Below are 20,756 nucleotides of genomic sequence, written 5' to 3'. Positions count from 1 at the left end.
TGCAGTATCAGGTTTTATGGCCATCAACCCCGCAGTAGATTCCTACATCGAAGGCATTCTGTCTGGCCAGATCGCTGCCTCTAGGCAGATAAAACGTGTCTTGCAGCGTCATTTAGCTGACCTAGGGCGTGTCGGAGAGCCAGACTTCCCGTTCTATTTCGACCTAGAGGCTGCCCTAAACCCCATCCGCTTCATAGAAACCTTCATTGTAGCCTCCGAATCCGATGATCCGATTGTGCTGCTTCCCTGGGAACAGACCTGGCTAGCACTGCTTTTTGGCTGGAAAAGGAAGGATGGCACCAGGAGATACAGGAGAACTCTGCTGTTAGTGGCCAAGAAGAACGGGAAAACGGCCCTGGCAGCGGCTCTCGCCTTGTACTGCCTGGTCGCGGATGGCGAATTGTCGGCCCGCGTGTTTATGGCAGCCACGACGAAGAAGCAAGCCCGCGTCTGCTTCACCGAGGCTGTGCTGATGCGCAAAAAGAGTCCCGAACTCAAGGGAGCTATCGGGCAATCGGGCGGGAAGACCGACGACAAGCAAGTCCTGGCCTTGTATGTGGGCGAGACCGGCTCGCGCCTAAGCGTAATGGCCCGCGATGCGGACTCGGAAGATGGTGCCATCGTCTCCCACTGCATCATAGATGAGCTACACCGTTGGAAGACAAAATCGGGCCTGTACTCAGTCCTCCGGTACGGCGGGCGGACCCGCAAGCAACCCCTGATGATTGAAATCAGCACGGCGGGCGACTCTGCTAACAGCACTCTGCCTTGCTGGGAAGAGTATGAGCACGGCCTAAAGTGCTTGGACCCGGCTAACGACACCACGGATGACGAGTTCCTACCTTTCCTGTATGTCCTGGACCAAGACGATGACTGGAAGGACGAGGCTAACTGGCCTAAGAGCAATCCGTCGCTAGGTGGGTTGTTCGGAATTGACAAATTACGCTCGGAGTTCAAGGAAAGTCAGGGAAAACCGGGCGAAATCGGCATTTTCAAGCGGTTTTGCCTGAATCTCTGGTCGCAAGAGGCCGACGATCCGGCCATAGACATCGAGATTTGGGATCAGAACTGTCGTGTACCGATTGAAAAGTACCCGAATCCGAAGACGCTTCGCGAGCAAACCATCACGGAAATGGCGGGCCTTCGCTGCTACGCGGCCCTAGACCCTGCCTTCAGGAATGACACGTCTGCCTTGTTTCTAGTATTTCCACCTTCATTACAGGGCGAAAGGTATCGCGTTCTCCCCTTTTTCTGGGTTCCGGAGACGAACATTGCCCAGCGGGTGAAGCGGGACCGTGTTCCGTACGATCGATGGGCAGAGGCGGGCTTCCTGGAGAAGACACCAGGGGACTTTGTTGACCATCGCTACATAGCGCGGCGGATCGTGGAAATCAACAAGCAGTTTGACCTCCAGAAGATTGCATACGACGAAAGTCACTGCGCGGCCCTGTGGGGAGTCTTGGAAGAAGAGGGATTTCCCAACGACAAGAAGGGCGAAGTCTTTCCGCAGCGGCCCGTCAAGATGAGCGGCCCCTGTCGTGACTGGATGTTGAAAGTTGACCGGAAAGAGATCGCGCACGACCACAACCCGGTACTCCGCTGGCAGGTGGCAAACCTTCGGTGGAAGTATTACCCGGCTGGCAACCTGATCATGCCGGACAAGGGTAGGAACCGAGAGAAGATTGACGGAGTGGTTGCAATGATTATGGCGTTTGCGTTGGCTTCGGAAAACATGGCCAAGCCGAAAAAGAAGTTCTTCATGGTCAGTTCAAGCGAGGAAGACTAAATGGAATTGATAACCCTCGGTCTCTCGGACATCAAGTTCAAGAACCAGTTCGGCGACGGCGATCCTAGTACCTTTGATTCACCCAGCCCGGCCCTAGTCCAGTCCCTCATTGGCTTCCCTTCGGCTTCGGGCGCCATCGTAACCAAAGACTCGGCCATGCGCTGCGTCACCTTCCTGTCCGGCGTGAAGCGGCTAGCCGACGACATCGCTGTGATGCCTCTCATCACCTACGAGCGGCGCATGGCGGATGGGCGTCAGCGTACCAAGCGGGCCTTGGACCACGCGCTTTACAGCGTGCTGAAGGACGTCCCGAATCCCTACACGACTTCGTTTCAACTCCGCTGGGCCATGGTGATGTCGCTCCTGACCAACGGCAACTACTACGTGCAGAAGATTGAAAACCAGAAGGGTGACGTGCTCGGTCTCTACATGCTCAACCCCTGGTGCGTTTCGCAGCGTTGGGACTACCGCAGGAAGGATGCCCAGGGGCGGGAAGCCCCGAAACTGTTCTTTGACTACCAAGATGGGCACTCCAAGAGGACTTTCACCAAGGACGAACTCTGGTGGGGATCAATCCTTTCGGCTAGCAGCATTCAGGGACAGGCCATCATCACGCTGGGCAAAGAAGCCATCGGTATCCTGATCGCTTCCGACAGCACGGCGGCTAAGTTCTTCGCCAACGGGTTGAACATGTCGGGCTTCCTGACCTCTACCGACCCGGAAATGGAGGTCACCGACGTTGAGGCACAGAAGATCGTAGACCGGCTGCGTGACCAGAACCGCATCAACCGTGGTGGCTTCACCTACCTACCCGGTTCGATCAAGTACGAGAAGATGATGTTCACGGCTGTAGAGTCGCAGTTGCTAGAGTCGCGCAAGTGGAACGCAGAGGAAGTCATCAGGCTTCTAGGCGGAGCACCCTTGATGGTGAAGCTCGGCTACGGCGAGAAGAACAGCACGTTTGCTGCTACTTCAGCCTTCCTGGAAACCTATTTCAGCACGTCTCTGCTGCCCATCACTACCCTGTTTGAACAGACCATTACGCGAGACCTGATTCCACCCGAAGAACGGGCCTATGTCTACGCGAAGCACAACGCGGACATCACGCTACGCGGTTCACCCAAGGAGCGGGCGGAGACCAACGGCTTCCTGATCAAAGACGGTCAGCGCAGCCCCAACGAGTGTCGCGAGGCTGACGACGTAGACCCTGTTGACGGCTGGGACAAGCTGTTCTTCCCGGCCAATTCCGGCGTCTTTGACCCGGATACGGGCGAGATGTTCATGCCGGCACAGAAGACCGAGAAGCAACCCGCTGCTCAGCCCCAGGTAAACGCCCCGGCTCCGGCTGGCCCCAAGGCGGAGACGCTGGCCCGGTTCAAGGCCATCGTCCGTGGCGAAGCGGAACGCTGCGTCCGGAAGGAATCGACTCAGGTCACCAAGCTCTGGGCCAAGGGCAAAGACGCTGTTGCAGCCTTCTACACCGACCACGCAGACTTCATCGCGGGCAATCTGAAGATTACAGCAGAGGAAGCCAAGCGGTACTGCGCGGTCCGGTTAGAGAAGCTCAACACCGTACCACCCGAACAACTATTTCAAGACCTTACAGGGGCGGTCGCCGAACTAGAAGCACTCGCCACAGGAGACAACTAATGAAACCACTATCGCTTCGCAAACAGCTGCTCAACACGTCGTTCTCGGCACAGGCAAACGCAGGTGAACTGGTGCTGGAGGTATACGACATCATTGGCGAAGACTGCTTTGGTCAGGGCATCTGCGCCAAGCAGGTATCCGAAGCCATCGCAGCGGCGGGTAACTTCGACCGGGTGACCCTGTCTATCAACTCTCCTGGTGGAGACCTATTTGAAGGTGTCGCGATTTACAACATCCTCAAGGGTTGCGGCAAGCCGGTTAGCGCCAAAGTTATCGGCTTGGCAGCGTCAGCCGCATCGCTCATCGCTTGCGCTGGCGACGAGGTCACCATGGGTCTGGGGACACAGTACATGCTTCATGAGGCCATGGCCATAGAAGCGGGCTATGCCGCGGACATGCGCAAGATGGCCGATACGCTGGACTCCGTGACCAACTCTGCTGCGGACATCTACGTCGCCAAGACGGGAATGGCCAAGGACAAGATCCTCGCCATGATGGCCGCTGAAACGTGGATGGGGTCAGAGGAAGCCTGCACGAAAGGCTTCGCCGATGCCTGCTCCAAGACACAGGCAATGGCGTCAACCCGGTCCTTTGATCTGTCGGTGTTCAAGAACGCTCCGGCAGAACTATCGAAGACCGAACCGGAACCGAAGACTGAACCAGAGGTGGCCCCGGCCCCGATAGTAGAGGCAGAGGCAGACCCGCTGATTGACATCTACCGTAAGAGGATTGCAGTCGCGAGGAGCAAATAATGTTTGAAGAGCTAATCCTAGGAGGGTCGCCTCCGGTACTAGGCCCGGCTGTAGAGCCTGTTACGGTCGCGCAACTGGCTGCCTTCAGTCGGTTTGACGCACCGGAGCAGTATGTCAGTCTGTCGCCATTGACGGAGAACGAGGAATACAACCTGGTAGAATCGTTCTTACTCGCGGCCCGCGAGCAGTTTGAATACGACACGCGGTTCGCGCTGATCACGCAGACGTGGCGTCTTAGCCTGGATCGCTTCCCCGGCTTCCCGATTAACAGCACGGGCGTCAGCGAATTGCTGCCTTCAGTGCCCTACTACATGCCGTTCTATGAGCCATCCTTTTACCAGGTAGACCCCAGCAACTCATCTATTGACTTGCTCCGCCGTCCGGTACAGGAAGTGCTCTCTATCAAGTATGTTGACCCTACTGGCGAAGAGCAGACTCTGGGCCCGGAGAGCTACAATCTGTTTAACAATACCATCAACCTAAACCACGGCTACTTCTGGCCCACTTGTATGCCTGTCCCGAACTGCGTGCGTATCGAGTACACCACCGGCTTCGGCGATAGGGCTGCCAGCGTACCGGCCCGCGCTAAGACCGCCATCAAGTTCCTGGCCGGTCACTGGTTTGAGAACCGCAGTCTGGTGGCTCTTAGCCCGACTTCGGAAGTCGCCCACACTTGGCGTCGGCTGCTAACCGGCTTCCGCACGCTGTACATCCCCAAGTAAGGAGAACGGATGCTCTCTCGCGCAAATGAAGGACCAAAGGCAGGTGATCTCCGCCACCGGGTAGACATCATTATGCCGAACGTAGATGCCGACGATGGGTATGACTCCGGCTCGCCCACGACGGTCCTCGCCAACGTCGCGGCTAACGTCAGCGACCTGGCTGGCTTCGACATTATCCGGGCGCAGATGATCGCGGACAAGGCTACGCACGTGGTCACCGTGCGCTACAACGCAGCGATTCAATCAAAGATGCGGGTGATCTCCGAAGGCAAGACGTTCTACATCCAGTCCGTGACGGACCCCAACAAGCCCACGCATGGCGTTTGGATGAACCTGCTCTGCTACGAAATCGAGGCCAAGTAATGCTGAAGAAGGGACTCAAGGCACTGTTGAAGGCAGACACGGGCATACAGGCTCTCGTGGGCAACCGCGTGCGCGTGGGCCGTATCCCCCAGGGGAGCGATTACCCTACCGTGGTCATCAAGTTTGTAGCCAGCGAGTTCATTAATGCGCTGGAGGGCACGAACGCCACACAGATGCGTCGCGTGCAGATCGACTGTTGGGGCAATACACCTGAAGAAGTGGATAACTTGGCTCAGGCTGTTCACAATCTCCTTGACAGCTACAAGGGCACGCTGAGCGAGGGTACTTTTGTTGCCAGTTGCTTGCCAGCCGGGGATGTTGACCTCTTAGACGAAGAGCTACAGTTGGCGGGCCTAGCCGTAGATTTCAACGTCTGGTACACACCGGGCGAGTTCCTGTCGCCTCCGGTCTAACCCTTCTCGATCAGCTTCTCCCGTTCCATCACTTCATTTCCTTTACCTGCGTGGCAGTATTGCATCCGAATACTTCCCAGCCATGGTCGTCTTGTTGCAAAAGCGGCCTTGCCATGTCTGGAGGCAACACGTATCGGTGCGTGTATTCCTTCTCTGGGTGATACTGACTGTAACCACGAAACCAGACGGTAGCACACACGTAATTGTCCGACGTCACAGCCAAGCTCTGAATCTTCACGTCATTCTTGTACGGCGAGTCCATCAAAGCCCGGCGCTCGATGTCGAGAGTGCGAGCCCACGTCACGAACGTCGCGACCTGTTCCTGCTGCACCGCTGTTAGTCTTACAGGTGCTGCGACGGCTTGCTCCCGGGTCTGCGGAGTTGCGCAAGAACAAGTCATCAGCGTGATGCTAAATAGCATAATCGTGCTCAGTCGTTTCATCATTTCGCCTCCTTCGGGTGAGCCTCCTCACTTGCACATTACGCTGGGATTGTCTTTCGCTAACTCCAGACAAGCCTTGTGCTGCTTGTTGCGCTTTGCAACTTCACCCAAAGTCTCCTCTTGAGCCGGGGCCGGTATAACAACCGGGGCCGGAGCCAACGTGGAAGCGGGCGATGATGTAGCTGCCTTGGGCAGCGGGTTGGGAATCGGCGTCGCACTGAGCACAGGGGTCAATGGGGTCGATGCGTCGGGAGCCGGGTATACAGGACTGAGAACGTCTTTAGTTAGGTCGAGCACGTCCCCCTTGAACTTGGCACCACACCACTCTCCCACTATATGGTTGTCCATATACTCCCCGAAGGGAGCAGAATCCCAGAATGATGTGTTCGGATTTGTGGACGACACGAACTTCATGTTCCCCTTCTTGTCTTCCCAAACGAACGCCACGGCCCGGTTATAGCCTCCCATGCCGTTCTTCGCCCGGTACCAAATACAAAGCCCCCCACGCTCCTTGTTGTTCTTGCGAGCCTGTACACGTTCCGTGACGAAGCTATCGGGGTCACGCATTTGATCCTTGAGTTCTGCCACAAGAATCTTTACGTGTTCGATTGCAGCAGAACGCTCGTCAGTCCAGCCATACAACGAGGTCAGGAGCAACATCGCGAGCACTAGCAGGATGCGTTTCATCGGTATTGCCTCTTAGTCGTACCTCATAACCTAGCCGGACGAAAAAAGCTAGTTACTCAAGTACCCCACCCGCTACCGTCCCCCGGTATGCCGACTTTCTACCCCTCTACAGGAACACATTTCTCCTACGAGGGAAACACAACATGAGTTACACAGAATCAGCAGCCCGTCTAGGTCTCGGCCTATCGCTAGAACTTGGCCAGGATGACGCGGTCCTATCGCCCATATCTCCCGAAACCTTCAAGCAAGTCGGTGAAATCACGTCGCTGGGCAAATCCGGCGCGAAGGCCGACACCGTTGACGTTACCAACATGCAGTCGCCCGACGGCTTCCGCGAGTTCATCTCCGGCCTCCGTGACGCTGGCGAAGTAAGCTGCACGGTCAACTTCGTAGTTGACGATGCGGTCGCGAGTCAGGTTGAGGGTCTCTTCAACTCCGGCGAACGGCGCAACTGGAAGATTGTTGTTCCTCCGGCTGCGAGTGAGATCAGCAGCCCCGGCTACTGGTCGTTTAAAGCGATCGTGAACGCATACGGTGACGCGACGCTGACCCCGGACAAGGGCATCAGCGTGACCTTCAAGCTGAAGATCAGCGGCAAGTACACGTTCGTAGACACCCCGTAATCGGGGGTCATTTCTCTCCTAGGCGGCGGACAGGCTCCTTGAGCACCTATCAACGGTGACAGCCTGTCCGCCCGTAGTGCCTCGCAATACCGCCCGCCCGCAGTATCAAGTTCCGAGGACATCTTATATGCAAAACACACTCAGAAAGGTACTCGCTCCGCCGGTTGAGGTCAGCCTCCCAGCGGACAAAGACGACCAAGGCAACCTGGTCTACAAACCATATCTCCTGGCCTATGACTTCGCGGCCATCTGCAACGTCAAGGCAGCCACCGGCAAGAGCATGTTAAACGCCAAGCTGTGGGACGGCATTGAGGAAGACCCCGAGCTATTTGTGGCCATCGTGTGGGCCGGGCTGAAGCTATACCAGCCAGCGATAACGCTAGATGAGGTCAAGGGGATGACGTTCGGCGCAACTTGGGGTGATGTCCTAGGGAAGATTCTGGAGGCATGGCAAGCGGCCCGGCCTAAAGCGGACCCCAAGACGGAACCGACAGCGGAGCCAGCGTCGGTTCAGGCATAACGGTAGACCTTCTCGACTTCTACTGGTCGGTAGCGAGATTTGACCTACGGCTCAGCGACGAGGATTTCCTCGCGCAGACACCTAGGACTTTGGATTTGCTGATTAAGCGGCTGGAGCATCACGAGTTCCAGAAGTACCACCCATCCGCGAAGATAGCCATGATTCTGGCCAACGTCAATCGTGACTCTAAGACGTGTCCCGAAGGCTTCAGCGAACTGGATTTCATCCCGCCGTACCTGGTCCCCAAGGGATCGCGCAAGCGGGTGCCACAGTTCGATGAGGCTGGGAACGTCGCCCACACGGATGTGAAGACACTATCGCCCGATAAACAGAGGGACTTCCTGAACAACATGTTCGGGTACGACCCGAAGAAGAGGAAGAAGGGCAAACGTGGCAAGTCAAAGCTCAAAAGTGCTTGAAATCGCGGCTGCGATACACGAAGCCGAACGGCTGCTAGAGAGACACCGGCTGGCCTTGCGCGAGGAATTACGCGAGTTCTTCCAATGCGGCCCGCGTATGTCGGCAGAGGAACAGAAGAAGTTCCTAGTGGATTTGTGGTTCGCGCTGCACAACGAGGACTTGGATGGCTGAAGACATCGATGTAGTGGTCACCGGGCTGCCAGAACTGGCGGAAACGCTAGACATCATACCGATTCAGTTAAGCAACCTCATCCTGCGCGAGTCTCTTGTGGACGGCGGTGAGGTGGTCGCGGACGCGGTTCGCGCAGCGGCCCCGGTAGCAGCCCAGCAGTCCCACTTGGAAGGCGAGCCGGGCGAGTTACGCGACAGCATCATAGTCGCGGCTCGCGTCTACTCCGACAAGAACTACGGCATTGCCCACATCGGGCCGGAGTACGACAAGGGCCGGTACAGCAAGAAGACCCGCACGCATAGCCCCGGCGTCTACGCGAAGTTCGTGGAGTACGGCACCCGTCTTATGGATGCCCACCCGTTCATGCGGCCCGCGTTTCAGGCAGCCAAAACAGCAGCGGTGGAGGCTTTCGGGCAAGGCATAGCCCGCAGGATGGACAAGTTGATTTCGGCAGTTCGCAGCCTAAGTAAGCTGCCACAGGGAGAGTAAGTATGGCCACAACCGTTGGCGCAATCCAAATTGATCTAGTAGCTGGCCTCGCCAAGTTCAAGGAAGGTATGCGCGAGGGCACCGATGTAGCTACCCGCGAGACCCGTGCTATGTCCCAGGCCATGCGCAGCGAGACCCAAGAGGCTCGCGGCTCCCTCATGCTGCTCGGTGAAGAGGTTGGCGTTCGTATGCCGCGGCACTTGCAGGCTTTCGTCGTACAGCTACCCGGCGTCGCCAAGGTCATGTCGGCAGCGTTCTCCAGCATCGCGGTCCTCGCTCTGATCGAGGTCATCGTCAAGGGCATAGAGAAGATCACGGAATGGCAAAAGAAGGCCCAGGAACTAGCAGACGCCTGGAAGAAGATAGACACCGAAGGCCAAGCGGCCCTGCGCTCAGTCGGTGAAGAGATCCTGGACGCGCAGAAGAAGATTGACGAACTAACCGGCAACCACCTGGGAGCCATGATGAAGGCTCTCCAGCAGATCGACAACCAGACCCTGGACCACTTGCGCACGGAGTTCGACAAGCTCTCCCAGGGCGTCCTGACCAACCTGCTGAAGATGCAGACCGCGTGGCTACAGGTCTTCGCAGCCGGTTCCGCTCCTGACGTTGCCAAGCAGTTGGAGAAGTTCCGCGATGAGTACAACAAGCTCCTCATGCTGGGCAAGGGCGACGAAGCCTCCGCCCTGCTCCACAAGACCCTGATCTCCGCCACGCAGGGTTACGGTCGCATGGCTCAAAACCCCATGAGCAAGCAAGACATCGCCGCACAAGCTCTTTCTGGTGATGTGGCCGGGGCTGCTGCTCAGTACGCAACCACCTACACTAAGGAGGCAGTGGAAGCGCAGCAGAAGTTCGTTGAACTGCTTCAACTACAGGTACAGCTAGAGACTAAGAGCAACGAACTCGCGAAAGACAAGAAAACCATCGTAAAGACCGGAGAGGCGCAGCGGGGCGAGAACGACAAGGACGCTGCGCTCAAGGCTAGCAGGGAGATCGGTGACGCCAAGATCACGCTGATACAGGATCAGCAGAAGCTCCAACAAGCAACCATCCGTACCGGGCAGGATGAGGTGCGCAACCTCACATTAGCCGATGTCGCGGAGCAGGTAAAGACCGCCAAGGACGCGGCGGACGCAAAGTACAGAGAGGACGTTGACTACTGGAACCAGATCATTGCCAACCACACCCTGAACACCGAAGAGGACAAGAAGATACGGGCGAACGCGAACACACAGATAGAACTGCTCGGCATCAAGCACCAGGATGCGCTGGTCAAGGCCGACATAGAAGGGGCCAACAAACGGCTTGAGGTTATCAAGCAGGAGATGGCGGCCCGGCTACAGGCACAGCAGCAAGCCATCCGTGAAAGCGAGAAGATCGCCCAGGACAAGCTCGCGCTGGCCCAGGAAGACATCAAGAACGCGGAAGCGCACGTCAAGGTCTTGTATGACCTACACAAGATCGACTCTAAGCAGGAGCTAGACATGCTCCTAGACCTACACAAGAAGGAGTACGACGCGGAGCTCGACCGGCTGAACACCAAGGTACAGAACGCAGCTGCCGAGCTAGTCATTGAGGCCAACAAGAACGGGCAAATTCTAACCATGGATGAGGCACTCGTGAAGGCTCGCAAGAACCTGGACAGCGAGTACCTGAAGGCCAAGGCCAAACTCGAAGGCGACAACCAAAAGACGATAGACGACAACTCCAAAAAGCTACAGCAGTCATACGAAAAGATCACGGGCCAGTTTAGTGACCAGCTAAACCAGATGCTGGTGACCGGCAAGGCCAACTGGACGTCCTTCTTTCAATCTATCGAGACCGACATGCTGAAGTTGATAGAGAAGCGGCTCTTTCAGCAGCTGTTCAATGGCCTGACGGGTGGCGAGGGTAGCGGCGGCGGAGGCTTCCTTAGCTTCCTGGGTGGTCTCTTCGGCATGGGCGGAGGTACGGGATCGGCTGCTGCGGGATCGGGCGCAACGGGAAGCGTAGGCAGCGGCTTGGGTGACTGGGGCGGTCTAGCAGACGGCGGTTCGGCTCTGCCTGGCAGCACTTACATGGTCGGTGAAGAGGGGCCGGAAGTCCTCAAGATGGGAGCCAGTGGCGGCACGGTCTTCCCAAATCGTGCTCTTGCACCAATAGACAGTAATAACAAGACGTTCTCTCCGACGCTGATCTTCCAGGTCAATGGTGTTTCGGACGCAGATAGTTTCCGGAAGTCGGAGACGCAAATCATGGCGGACGCGCAGCGGCACATGATGGCTGCGTACCGGCGCAACGGATAAGGCAGGCAATCCTATGTCCTTTTGGGAAATTGAGTTTCCGCGCAACGTTCGGTTTGGTATGTCGGGCGGGCCTTCGTTTAACACGACGGTCAACCAGGCATACAGCGGCTATGAGCAGCGCAACAAGAACTGGTCGCAGAGTCGGGGCCAGTGGACGGTAGACTTTCAGGCCCGGCCCGGTACGGGCGACTGGGAACGGCTACATGCTTTCTTCCTAGCTGCGGGTGGCCAGGCGGACGGCTTCCGGCTGTGGTGGACGGTAGACAATTCCGCGACAGCGCAAGCCATCGGCACGGGCAACGGGAGCAACAAAGACTTCCAGCTAATCAAATCCTACGTCATCGGCGGACGCACCTACAACCGGACCATCAAGAAGCCCATACAGGCAGACGTGAAGGATTTTGACGGCAACTACCTGACGAACACCGTCAAGGTTTACGACAACGGGACACTGAAGACGCTGACGACCCACTACGCGGTGACCTCGGCTACTGGGGTGATCTCTTTTGTTACGGCCCCGGTCACGGGCCACATCATCACCGCGGATTTCCAGTTTCACTACCCGGTACGGTTTGCCAGCGATGAGTTCAAACCAACCATCGAAGAGTCAACCATCGCGGACCCGCTGATTACCTGGCCTTCAATTCAACTGATCGAGGTTCGCCAGTAATGAAAACAGCTAGTACAGATTTGACGAACCACTTGGCTCAGGAGGTCACTACTCTGGCCACCTTGTGGAAGATCACTCGCCAGGACGGCACGGTCCTCGCCTTCACCGATCACGATGAAGACGTTACCTACGGCGGCTGCACCTACCTAGCGGCTACCGGCTTCACCAGGACCGCTATGGAGCAGAACTCGGACCTATCCGTCGCCAACCTGGAAGTAGACATCCTGCTGGACAGCGCGGCTATAACCGACAACGATCTGCGCGAAGGCAAGTACGACTATGCCGAAGTAGAAATCCGGATGGTCAATTGGACCGATTTGACCCAGGGCGAGATCAAGCAAGCCAAAGGATTGCTGGGTCAGGTGTCCTGTAAGGACGTGGTTGCGAAAGCGGAGTTGCGCGGCATGAGCGACCTCCTGAACGGCCACATCCAGCAGATGTATTCGCCTTCGTGTCGGGCCACCCTGGGAGACTCCCGCTGCAAGGTGAACATTGAAGCCATGAAAATGGCTGCCTCGGTCACGTCGCTAACAGACAACCGGACGTTCGCGACCACACTCGCCAAGCCGGAGAACTGGGCACGCGACGGCAAGATCGTTTGGACGAGCGGCAACAACTCCGGCCTAGCGATGGAAGTGAAGTCGCAGGATGCGAGCGGCAACCTGGTCCTATTCCTGCCCATGGGCTTTCCGGTACAGGTGGGCGATACGTTCTATGCCTACCCCGGCTGCGACAAGCTAATTGTTGGTGCGGTAAATGTAGAGTCGCAGAAGGTTCTGGTCACGGTTAGTGATGTCTCCTACGCATCACCGCCGGACAACCAGCACTTCCGCGTCACCCCGGCCCCGGCTGCCGACTGGTCGGACAATGGCAAGTTCGTATGGGTTACTGGCACCAACGCGGGCGTCGTGGAGTACGTCGTCACCCAGGACGGCAGCGGGAACATCGTCCTGTACAACGCCATGCCGGACACTATCAACATCGGGGACACAGCGTATCTGTACCCGAATGGGCTTGGCGTGGTGGGCGATTGCCTTAACAAGTTCAACAACGTTCTTAACAACAGGAGCGAACCGTTCGTGCCCGGTATGGACGCAATGCTCCAGTACCCGAATGCGAAGACCTAACCTATGCCCACACGCGAACAAATCGTGGCAGCGGGCCGGTCCTGGATCGGCACTCCCTTCGTCCATCAAGGACGGGTGAAAGGACAGGCTTGCGATTGCGTCGGGCTGCCTATCATGGTCGCCAAAGAACTCGGCATCGCCGTTGAGGACGAGACCAACTACACACGGGAGCCGGAGGGTACTCGTGTCCTGGATGGCGCACGCGAACGGATGGTAGAGAAGCCTATCGCGCAGATGCAGCCGGGCGACGTAATCATCCTGCGACTGCCCCACAGTCCCTGCCATACCGCGCTGGTTGCCTCGCTGAACGGGCACCTGACCATGATCCATGCCTACAACCGGATCAACAACGAAGTAGTAGAGAACTACATCGACCAGTATTGGCGGCGACACATTGCAGCGTGCTTCACCTTCAAGGGAGTTGAGTAATGGCCAGATTTGCAATCGCGATCGGCTTTGGCATCCTAGGAGCATTCACGGGTGGTCTAGGGTGGCTTGGCTTCGCTGGTGGCCTGTCTTCCGCGATGACCGGCTTCAGCCTGGGCATGACGGCTGGCAGCATCATCGGTGGTATCGCTTTCCCTGGGCACCTACCAACGCAGGAGGGGCCGCGCCTTAACGACCTCCGCGTACAAGTCAGCACCTATGGTGTCCCGATTCCCATCGGCTACGGGACAGTTCGGCTAGCGGGCAACGTCATAGACTCTAGCGGTCTACAAGAGCACAAGAACGTCAAGGAGGTCAGCGCCAAAGGTGCGCCTTCGGGCAAGCAGATCACCTACACCTACACGACTACAGCAGCTGTTGCGCTGTGCGAAGGTGTCGGCAACATCATCAAGCTATGGGCGGACGGCAAGCTCATCTATGACGAGAGCGGAGCCTCGGCTGTCACGGCGGTCAAGGGTCTCATGCTGCGCTGCTACCGGGGCGACGAAGACCAGCTACCGGACTCTGCCCTCTGTGCGCTTCACGGGGCTGCCAACGTCCCGGCCTATCGTGGTCTGATCTATGTCGTTCTCGAAGATTTCGACCTGACAAACTTCGGCAACCGGCTGCCAAACTTCACGGCGGAGGTAGCGTTTGTTGCTGCTCCACCCACACCTGCGGTTTGTTTAAACGACAACGTCAACATCGACACTATCATAGGATACGCCTCCAACCTGGGGCAGATTTTCCTTGAAGAGAAAAGTTCGGGCGTTTCAAAGTTCTCCAAGTACAACATCAACACCCACGCCTATGATGTGCAAGATGCGTCCTTCCCCGTCACGCAGCCCACCTTCAATGCTGCGCGTCCGGGCAGTTTCGCCGTTGACGAGGATGGCTACATCTACGGCCCCGGCAACGGCTATTACACTTTGACGAAGTACAACCCGGATTTCACCGTTTGCCAAATGAGTTCGTGGCCGCCGTACCCGTACGAGACCAACTACACAATCGTCTTTCACGATGACGCGGGCAACCGTCGCGTCTACACCATCAGTGACGACAAGGTGGCTGGCTTTTATGCTGGAAGAACAAAGCTAGATGGGGATGGCTCAGCCTGGCTGTCTGCCTATGGTGCTTCGGTTCCGATGGGTCATAGCCGTCTCGGCATTGTAGTTGGTAGCGATCAGGTGCTCTGGGCACTAGGTGTTGCTGTCGGTTCTAGCAACACGGATGTTGCTTACATTACTCGTGTCAATTTGCTCGCCGGAGCTTCCAACATCACGGGCTGGTACATGAGCAGCAACAATTACGAGATGGATTGCTCAACCTACGGGCAGCCTCTCGGCATCTGGCGATCGGACACCGACAACTCGCTAGTCTTTGTGACTTGCTACGGCTACCTGATCAAGTGGGACTGCGGCACCCAGACCATCACAAGTGCGGTAGATATTAGCTCCTATGTGGGCAACCCGGCTTCCGACGTTGCCATGATGGAATGTGCTCACGACGGAGTAGACGAGAACGGGCAAATGTGGCTCCAGGGTCACGACGGCAAATCGTTCCACGTCTTTCAGGTGGCGGGCCTGGACTATATCGCAAGTTACGATGTGACCACCCATGGCGCGACGACGTATAACCTCGGACGCTACCTGCCAGCCGTCGGGTGCCGAACGCTGGTCACGGGCAAGCATAGCGACGGGATCAATCGTTGGAGTTTTATCAGGATCAACAAACAAGGCACAGCGGCTAGCTTGGATGCTATTGTCCAGGACATCTGCACCCGCTCCACGGTTGACGTGGGCAACATCGATGTTAGCCAGTTGGCCGGGATTGACGTTCGTGGCTACCTGGTCGGCAACCAGACTACGGGCCGCGCCGCGCTGGACAAGCTAACCCAGGCATTCCTGTTCGGCGGAGTAGAGTCGGACTTCAAACTCAAGTTTGTACCATCTGGCCAATCGGCCACATTCGCGGTAGCCGAACAAGACCTGATGGATGTGGAGAAGGGTGTCCGGTTCGTAGAGGACCGCACGCAGGAAATCAATCTACCGGCTCAGGTGAACATTACCTACCTGGACGTTAACAACGATTTCCAGCAAGGCAACCAGTTTGAGCAGCGGTTCGGCACCACCAAGGCTGCCGACAAGCTCAGTATTGAAATTCCCGTCGTTCTAACGGCTACCGAAGCTCGGCAGATCGCGCAGAAGGTGCTCTACATGCTCTGGACGCAGCGCAACAGCTACACGCTCCAGACCGCGCAGAAGTACCTGCTAGCCGACCCGCTGGACGTGGGAACGATCTCCTACAAGGGATACACCTTCACGGTTCGGCTGGTGAAGGCAACGCTGGGACTCGGCTTCCAGATACAGCTAGCGGCGGTGACGGAGGACAGTACGGTCTTCACGAGCACTGCGACTTCGAGCGGCGGGCTGGTAGACCACAGCAGCACGCTAGCCTATACACCCGGCACCACGCTCTACGTCTTGGACACTCCGTTGCTTCAGGATAGCGACGAGAACGATACGCTGTCCGGCTTCTACTTCTCGTTGACGCCTAGCGGCACGGGAACCTGGCCAGGTGCTGTGCTTGAACAATCCCCTGACGGTATCTCCAACACACAGATTGGTGCCTCCGTCGTGGAGCCGACGTTCGGCTTCCTCACGGCAAGCCTAGCGGCCCCGGCCCTAGATGCCTGGACCCTAGACACCGCCAACACCATCACGGTGAAGATGGCGAACGGTACGCTCGCGGCGGTCTCCGACCTTGACTTCCTGAACGGCAAGAATTTCGCCCTAATTGGAGCGGAGGGGCGCTGGGAGGCCGTCAACTTCCGCGACGTGGTAGACAACGGCGGAGGCAGCTACACATTGAGATACCTGATGCGCGGGCGCAACGGTACGGAGACTCATTGCGGGGATCACGCAACTGGCGACGCCTTCATCCTGCTCGAGTCGGATGGCAGCACGGGTCGGATAACGATGGCGACAAGCGCAATCGGCTCGCCTCGGTACTACCAGGCCGTCACGCTGGGCAACGTCATCGCGAGTAGCGGCAACGTCCCTTACACGCAAGGCGGCAACGACCTGAAGCCTTTCGCGCCTTGCCAGATTGTCGGGAGCCAGGACGGAAGCTCGTACGACTGGACCATCGGTTGGCTCCGGCGCACGCGGTACGGCGGCGCATGGCTGGATAGCACAGGTGATGTACCGCTGAACGAGGCTTCGCAGAGCTACGTGGTAGAGATTCTCTCCGGCCTGGGCGGGACGGTGAAGCGCACCATAACGGCTACCGTGAATCGCGCCACATACGCGGCGGCTGACCAGGTTACAGACTTCGGTTCGCACCAGAGCACGCTATACGTGAACGTGTATCAAGTCTCCGCGATTGTTGACCGTGGTTTCAAGGCTACCGCAACGCTGAAGTCAGTCGCGATAGGGACTCTACCTCCTATTGACACAGTTGACCTGTCTTCGGGTGGCTTCGTGGTGAACGGGAGTTAAGGGATGGCTTACATAATCAACCTGAACGACACCAATCCGGCCCCTCCAGCCGGCAAAGCGAACGTCAAGTGGCAAAAGGGTGCGGTTCCTGCTGACCCAAGCCAGCCAGTACCCGTCTCGGCATACGCTGATTCAGGCGGAAGCCTGGTGCTGTACGGGACAGTTGACCCCACTACGGAGGGCAACAACGGCGACTTCTACATCAACACAACTTCACATTACCTCTTCGGTCCAAAGGCATCGGGCACCTGGCCAGCCGGTACTGCGCTGATTGGTCCGACGGGCGCAACGGGCGCAACCGGGGCCAACGGCACGAACGGCACGAACGGCACAGTGGCTTCGCGGGCCAACGTCGTCTACACCACTGGCACTATCGCGGCGGGCGCATACGAGACCGGCAGCATGACGATCGCCAAGAGTTTCGCCATCGTCGCGGTGACGGTGGATAGGTCTTGTCGTGTGCGGCTGTATAGCACGGCTGCCCAGAGGAATGCCGACATCTCGCGAGGCACCTACTCGCTTCCGGCTATCAACACCAGCCATGGCGTCATCATGGACTTCGTCCTAGATGGCAGCGCATCTGCGCCGTTGAGTGGCTTCATTTGTTCGCCAGAGGTATACGGGGCGAATGGTGACGGCTCACCAACCAGCAGTATCTATTACACGATCACTAATAACACGGCCTCACCAAGCACTGTGACGGTGACTCTGGTAACGAAAATCGAGGAAGCATAATGGCAACATACACAAGCTCTTTGGCACCCGACAACACAACCCTAACTACCTTCAAAGCCTGGGCCACTCCCATTAGCGCCTTCTTCGCTACTTGCGGCTGGATACAGACCAGCGACACCGGGCAGGTAGTTTGGACGGCAACCGTACTCACTCTAACTCAGGTGACTGTCGGTGCAACTGCGGTCTATTCCTATTCATCGTATACCGGGCCGGACCCGCGTATCGGGATGTCCGTCACTGTAACCGGATTCGGTACGGGCGGCAACAACGTCACCGCTACACTCACCGCCGTATCGGGTGGGGCGAGCGGCACGGTCACCGTCGCGCTGAGTACGCAATCCAACGAAACCCACTCTGGCTCCGGCACTACCACGGCACTAGCGGCTGTGCCAGGAACAGGCGCATACGTGTACGAAATCTGGAAGACCGGGGACAGCGTCGGCTTTGACGTGTACGCGAAGGTCGAGTACGGCACGAACGGCAGTTTCGCCACTCGTGCTTCCATAGCCCTCAGCGTCGGCACGGGTGCAAACGGCTCCGGCTCCCTCACAAACTCCAGCACCCGGCAGACCACACAGTCCAACTCGTCGGTCACTACTGTGTTGCCTTGCCACTTGTCGGGAGATTCGGGGCGCATGACGCTGCTGATGTTCCAGGCGAACACCAATCAGGTCTTCGTCTTCAACCTAGAGCGCAGTTATGACAATTCTGGGACACCAACAGGGTCGTACTACAACTATGCTCACATCGGGCCAAACGGTGGCTCGGGCATACAGCAATCCCTCTTTCCCACAGGGGCAGGCACAACCACTGAGACGGGTGGATTCGCGGCTATCGTTGTGAAGACAGCAACCACGGGAAATGTGGGTTCAACAACGTGTGTTAGCCCGATATTCCCTCTTATCGGAGGCATAGGCAACCCGCTGACCGGAATCATGGTTTACAGAGGACATGACTTTTCCGACGACCAGGTGGTCTATATCACGATCTACGGGGTGCAGCAGACATACATCACCAACGACGTGAACAGTAGCGCGATTCCCAGTAACGGCCAATCATCGGGGTATATGGCAAGGTATAGCTAATGGCGACATGGGCGGCACCGACTAACAAGCAGCAGACGCAGATTGACGCCGGACCAATATCCGCAAAGACGCTCACGCTGGGCACCCCGGCTGTGCACTCGGTGTTGATCTGTCTTGTGGCTTGGGCTGGTGCCCAAACCGTCTCAGTATCAGGCGGCACGGGTAACACCTGGGTCAGTAAAATTCAGATCGACAATGGTTCAAACCATTGTCAAATCTGGTATTGCCTGGATGGCCACAACGTCGCTACTACGTTGACGGCAAATTTCACGGGCAGCGTCACGAACGTCCAATTATTCGATGCCGAATACCCGGTCACGGGGCCGCTTACGCAGGGGATGGTGGTGCTTGTAGACACAGACATTCACACGGCCACAGGAACCAGCACGACGCCTTCGTCCGCAGCACTTGCAACAAACTATGAGAATGAATTGTGGATCGGCTATTTTGATTGTGGCGCGGCGCTCACATCCGTAACAGCCGGAACGGGCTATACGATGCGCACTACGGCGGCGGGTAGTCCTAATCAGGCTAGAGCGGGTTTTGAGGATGCGTTCAATACCACTGCTTTCGCGGCGGTGGCGGGTTTTACGATTGCCAGCAACCCCTGGGAAGCCGGAGCGATTGCCTTTCAGGTGCAGTCAATCGGCACGACAGCGGGTGTCCCGACAGTGGCAGCAACGGCTGCCCAAGGCCCGCTGTTAGCGGCAACGGCTACGCGGTTTTCAATTAACACCGACCCTATGGGCGCAAGTTCAAGCGGAGGCGGTATCAACAAGGTGGGACAGATTTATCCCACGGGAAGAAACTAAGGAGAAATCATGTCAACACCTAACCTGGGCATTTCACACATTGCTGCAAGCCAGACCTCAAAGGAGGTCACGGCCAACGCTGCCTTCGACACGCTGGATACCGCGCTGACGGACCAACTGGGCATCAACTGCGCGGGTAGCGCGGATGTCACCCCGGCGTCCACGGTCGTCAACGGGATGGTGCTCCAGCTAACTGGGTTGCTGACCGGCAACATCAACCTGAAGCTCCCAGCCGTCAAGCGGCCCTACTTTGTACGCAACCAGACGACCGGAACCTACACGATCACTGTCAAGACGACGGCGGGCGGGTCCACGGGCGTCATCATTCCCCAGGGAACGGTCATGGCCATCTACAGCGACGGCACGAACGTAGTCCAGTTCACCCCGGTTGTTGAAACCGACTTCGTGGTCAAGACCATCAAGTTCACGCTGAGTTCCGCCGACATCCTCGCCATCGGCACGACGCCGAAGTTGATCGTGCCTGCGGTATCCGGGAAGATCCTAACTCCGCTGGGAGGGGCCGCGTACTACCGGGCTGGGGCGACACCCTACACCATCGGAGCCGGAGCCTTCTTCGTCTTCGGTCCTTCGACCGCGAGTGGAACCGTCAACATCGGCTACTTCCCAGCAGATGGCTTCATCACGCAAGCAACCAACCAGAACTCCGTCGTCAACGGGTCTTCCGGCTTCGGCGTCATGGGTGATGGAACCGGCGTGGGACTCTACGTCGGACTCAGTGCAGTGGCCACTCTAGGCAATGGCACGGTGGATGTACTTCTGCACTATTCCGAGGCAACATTCTAATGAGGCTGGACCTGGGCAAAATCTTCGCATGGGCACAGGGCAGGACCACCGCGTTCTGCCTGGGCTTCTTTGTCAGCGGCAACGTGCTCCACTACCTGCACCGGCTGGACGCCACCTACATCGCGTTCATGGGCACTCTTATGGGCTTCGTCCTGGGCCACAGCGCGAAAGAGGACCACTTCGCCACCAAGACGGACAGCGCGGCCCCGGCTCCCGACACTTCCTCAGACAAAGGTTAAACTTTCGGATCGAAAGGTAGATAGGTGCGGA

The 20,756-nt window shown here is 57.5% G+C and carries 23 protein-coding genes; 21 read left to right on the top strand and 2 right to left on the bottom strand.

Annotated features, from left to right (window positions below; genetic code table 11):
- Positions 1 to 16: 16 nt before the first annotated feature.
- The 6 genes from LAN64_01875 to LAN64_01850 all read left to right on the top strand — a co-directional run bounded on the left by LAN64_01875 (position 17) and on the right by LAN64_01850 (position 5,686).
- Positions 17 to 1,786, top strand: a complete 1,770-nt coding sequence (locus LAN64_01875) for a hypothetical protein (protein ID MBZ5566578.1) — start codon at positions 17 to 19, stop codon at positions 1,784 to 1,786.
- Positions 1,787 to 3,436 (top strand): phage portal protein, encoded by a 1,650-nt coding sequence (locus LAN64_01870; protein ID MBZ5566577.1) that lies wholly within the window; start codon positions 1,787 to 1,789, stop codon positions 3,434 to 3,436.
- Positions 3,436 to 4,188, top strand: a complete 753-nt coding sequence (locus LAN64_01865; GenBank protein ID MBZ5566576.1) for a Clp protease ClpP — start codon at positions 3,436 to 3,438, stop codon at positions 4,186 to 4,188. Before LAN64_01870 ends, LAN64_01865 begins: the two co-directional genes overlap by 1 nt.
- The gene (locus LAN64_01860; GenBank protein ID MBZ5566575.1) at positions 4,188 to 4,910 is read left to right on the top strand and encodes a head-tail connector protein; all 723 of its coding nucleotides are present in this window, start codon (positions 4,188 to 4,190) and stop codon (positions 4,908 to 4,910) included. Before LAN64_01865 ends, LAN64_01860 begins: the two co-directional genes overlap by 1 nt.
- Positions 4,911 to 4,982: 72 nt before the next feature.
- Entirely contained in the window at positions 4,983 to 5,273 is a 291-nt protein-coding gene (locus LAN64_01855) for a phage head closure protein (protein ID MBZ5566574.1), read from the top strand.
- On the top strand, positions 5,273 to 5,686 hold the full coding sequence (locus LAN64_01850; GenBank protein ID MBZ5566573.1) for a DUF3168 domain-containing protein: 414 nt from the start codon (positions 5,273 to 5,275) through the stop codon (positions 5,684 to 5,686). The genes LAN64_01855 and LAN64_01850 overlap by 1 nt, the downstream gene beginning before the upstream one ends.
- A 28-nt stretch (positions 5,687 to 5,714) precedes the next feature.
- Here LAN64_01850 and LAN64_01845 read toward each other — a convergent pair whose 3' ends face one another.
- Entirely contained in the window at positions 5,715 to 6,131 is a 417-nt protein-coding gene (locus LAN64_01845) for a hypothetical protein (GenBank protein MBZ5566572.1), read from the bottom strand.
- Positions 6,132 to 6,155: 24 nt separating this feature from the next.
- Complete coding sequence (locus LAN64_01840; protein MBZ5566571.1) at positions 6,156 to 6,815, bottom strand: hypothetical protein; 660 nt, start codon at positions 6,813 to 6,815, stop codon at positions 6,156 to 6,158.
- Positions 6,816 to 6,958: 143 nt separating this feature from the next.
- On the opposite strand from LAN64_01840, the gene LAN64_01835 reads away from it, so the two are divergent.
- The 15 genes from LAN64_01835 (at position 6,959) to LAN64_01765 (ending at position 20,725) form a co-directional block, all read left to right on the top strand.
- Positions 6,959 to 7,438 (top strand): hypothetical protein, encoded by a 480-nt coding sequence (locus LAN64_01835; GenBank protein MBZ5566570.1) that lies wholly within the window; start codon positions 6,959 to 6,961, stop codon positions 7,436 to 7,438.
- Between the two features lie 127 nt (positions 7,439 to 7,565).
- Positions 7,566 to 7,958: a hypothetical protein gene (locus tag LAN64_01830; GenBank protein MBZ5566569.1), complete on the top strand. Its 393-nt coding sequence runs from the start codon at positions 7,566 to 7,568 to the stop codon at positions 7,956 to 7,958.
- Between the two features lie 158 nt (positions 7,959 to 8,116).
- A complete protein-coding gene (locus tag LAN64_01825; GenBank protein ID MBZ5566568.1) occupies positions 8,117 to 8,377 on the top strand; it encodes a hypothetical protein in 261 nt (86 codons plus the stop codon).
- A complete protein-coding gene (locus LAN64_01820; protein MBZ5566567.1) occupies positions 8,370 to 8,549 on the top strand; it encodes a hypothetical protein in 180 nt (59 codons plus the stop codon). Before LAN64_01825 ends, LAN64_01820 begins: the two co-directional genes overlap by 8 nt.
- Positions 8,542 to 9,039 carry an HK97 gp10 family phage protein gene (locus LAN64_01815; protein ID MBZ5566566.1) on the top strand — a complete coding sequence of 166 codons (498 nt, stop codon included), beginning with the start codon at positions 8,542 to 8,544 and terminating at the stop codon, positions 9,037 to 9,039. Before LAN64_01820 ends, LAN64_01815 begins: the two co-directional genes overlap by 8 nt.
- Positions 9,040 to 9,041: 2 nt before the next feature.
- Positions 9,042 to 11,327, top strand: coding sequence for a hypothetical protein (locus LAN64_01810; GenBank protein ID MBZ5566565.1), 2,286 nt, complete (start codon positions 9,042 to 9,044; stop codon positions 11,325 to 11,327).
- 13 nt (positions 11,328 to 11,340) lie between these two features.
- Positions 11,341 to 11,997: a DUF2460 domain-containing protein gene (locus LAN64_01805; protein ID MBZ5566564.1), complete on the top strand. Its 657-nt coding sequence runs from the start codon at positions 11,341 to 11,343 to the stop codon at positions 11,995 to 11,997.
- Positions 11,997 to 13,124: a DUF2163 domain-containing protein gene (locus LAN64_01800; GenBank protein ID MBZ5566563.1), complete on the top strand. Its 1,128-nt coding sequence runs from the start codon at positions 11,997 to 11,999 to the stop codon at positions 13,122 to 13,124. The genes LAN64_01805 and LAN64_01800 overlap by 1 nt, the downstream gene beginning before the upstream one ends.
- Positions 13,125 to 13,127: 3 nt before the next feature.
- On the top strand, positions 13,128 to 13,553 hold the full coding sequence (locus LAN64_01795) for a C40 family peptidase (GenBank protein ID MBZ5566562.1): 426 nt from the start codon (positions 13,128 to 13,130) through the stop codon (positions 13,551 to 13,553).
- Complete coding sequence (locus tag LAN64_01790; GenBank protein ID MBZ5566561.1) at positions 13,553 to 17,050, top strand: phage tail protein; 3,498 nt, start codon at positions 13,553 to 13,555, stop codon at positions 17,048 to 17,050. The genes LAN64_01795 and LAN64_01790 overlap by 1 nt, the downstream gene beginning before the upstream one ends.
- A gap of 3 nt (positions 17,051 to 17,053) precedes the next feature.
- Entirely contained in the window at positions 17,054 to 17,785 is a 732-nt protein-coding gene (locus LAN64_01785; protein ID MBZ5566560.1) for a hypothetical protein, read from the top strand.
- Entirely contained in the window at positions 17,785 to 18,870 is a 1,086-nt protein-coding gene (locus LAN64_01780; GenBank protein ID MBZ5566559.1) for a hypothetical protein, read from the top strand. Before LAN64_01785 ends, LAN64_01780 begins: the two co-directional genes overlap by 1 nt.
- Complete coding sequence (locus LAN64_01775; GenBank protein ID MBZ5566558.1) at positions 18,870 to 19,682, top strand: hypothetical protein; 813 nt, start codon at positions 18,870 to 18,872, stop codon at positions 19,680 to 19,682. The genes LAN64_01780 and LAN64_01775 overlap by 1 nt, the downstream gene beginning before the upstream one ends.
- Positions 19,683 to 19,691: 9 nt before the next feature.
- Positions 19,692 to 20,486 (top strand): hypothetical protein, encoded by a 795-nt coding sequence (locus LAN64_01770; protein MBZ5566557.1) that lies wholly within the window; start codon positions 19,692 to 19,694, stop codon positions 20,484 to 20,486.
- A complete protein-coding gene (locus LAN64_01765; GenBank protein MBZ5566556.1) occupies positions 20,486 to 20,725 on the top strand; it encodes a hypothetical protein in 240 nt (79 codons plus the stop codon). Before LAN64_01770 ends, LAN64_01765 begins: the two co-directional genes overlap by 1 nt.
- Positions 20,726 to 20,756 lie beyond the last annotated feature (31 nt).

Source organism: Terriglobia bacterium (assembly GCA_020073185.1).
Lineage (GTDB): Bacteria > Acidobacteriota > Terriglobia > Terriglobales > Acidobacteriaceae > JAIQGF01.
This window is presented reverse-complemented; position numbering and strand designations above follow the sequence as displayed.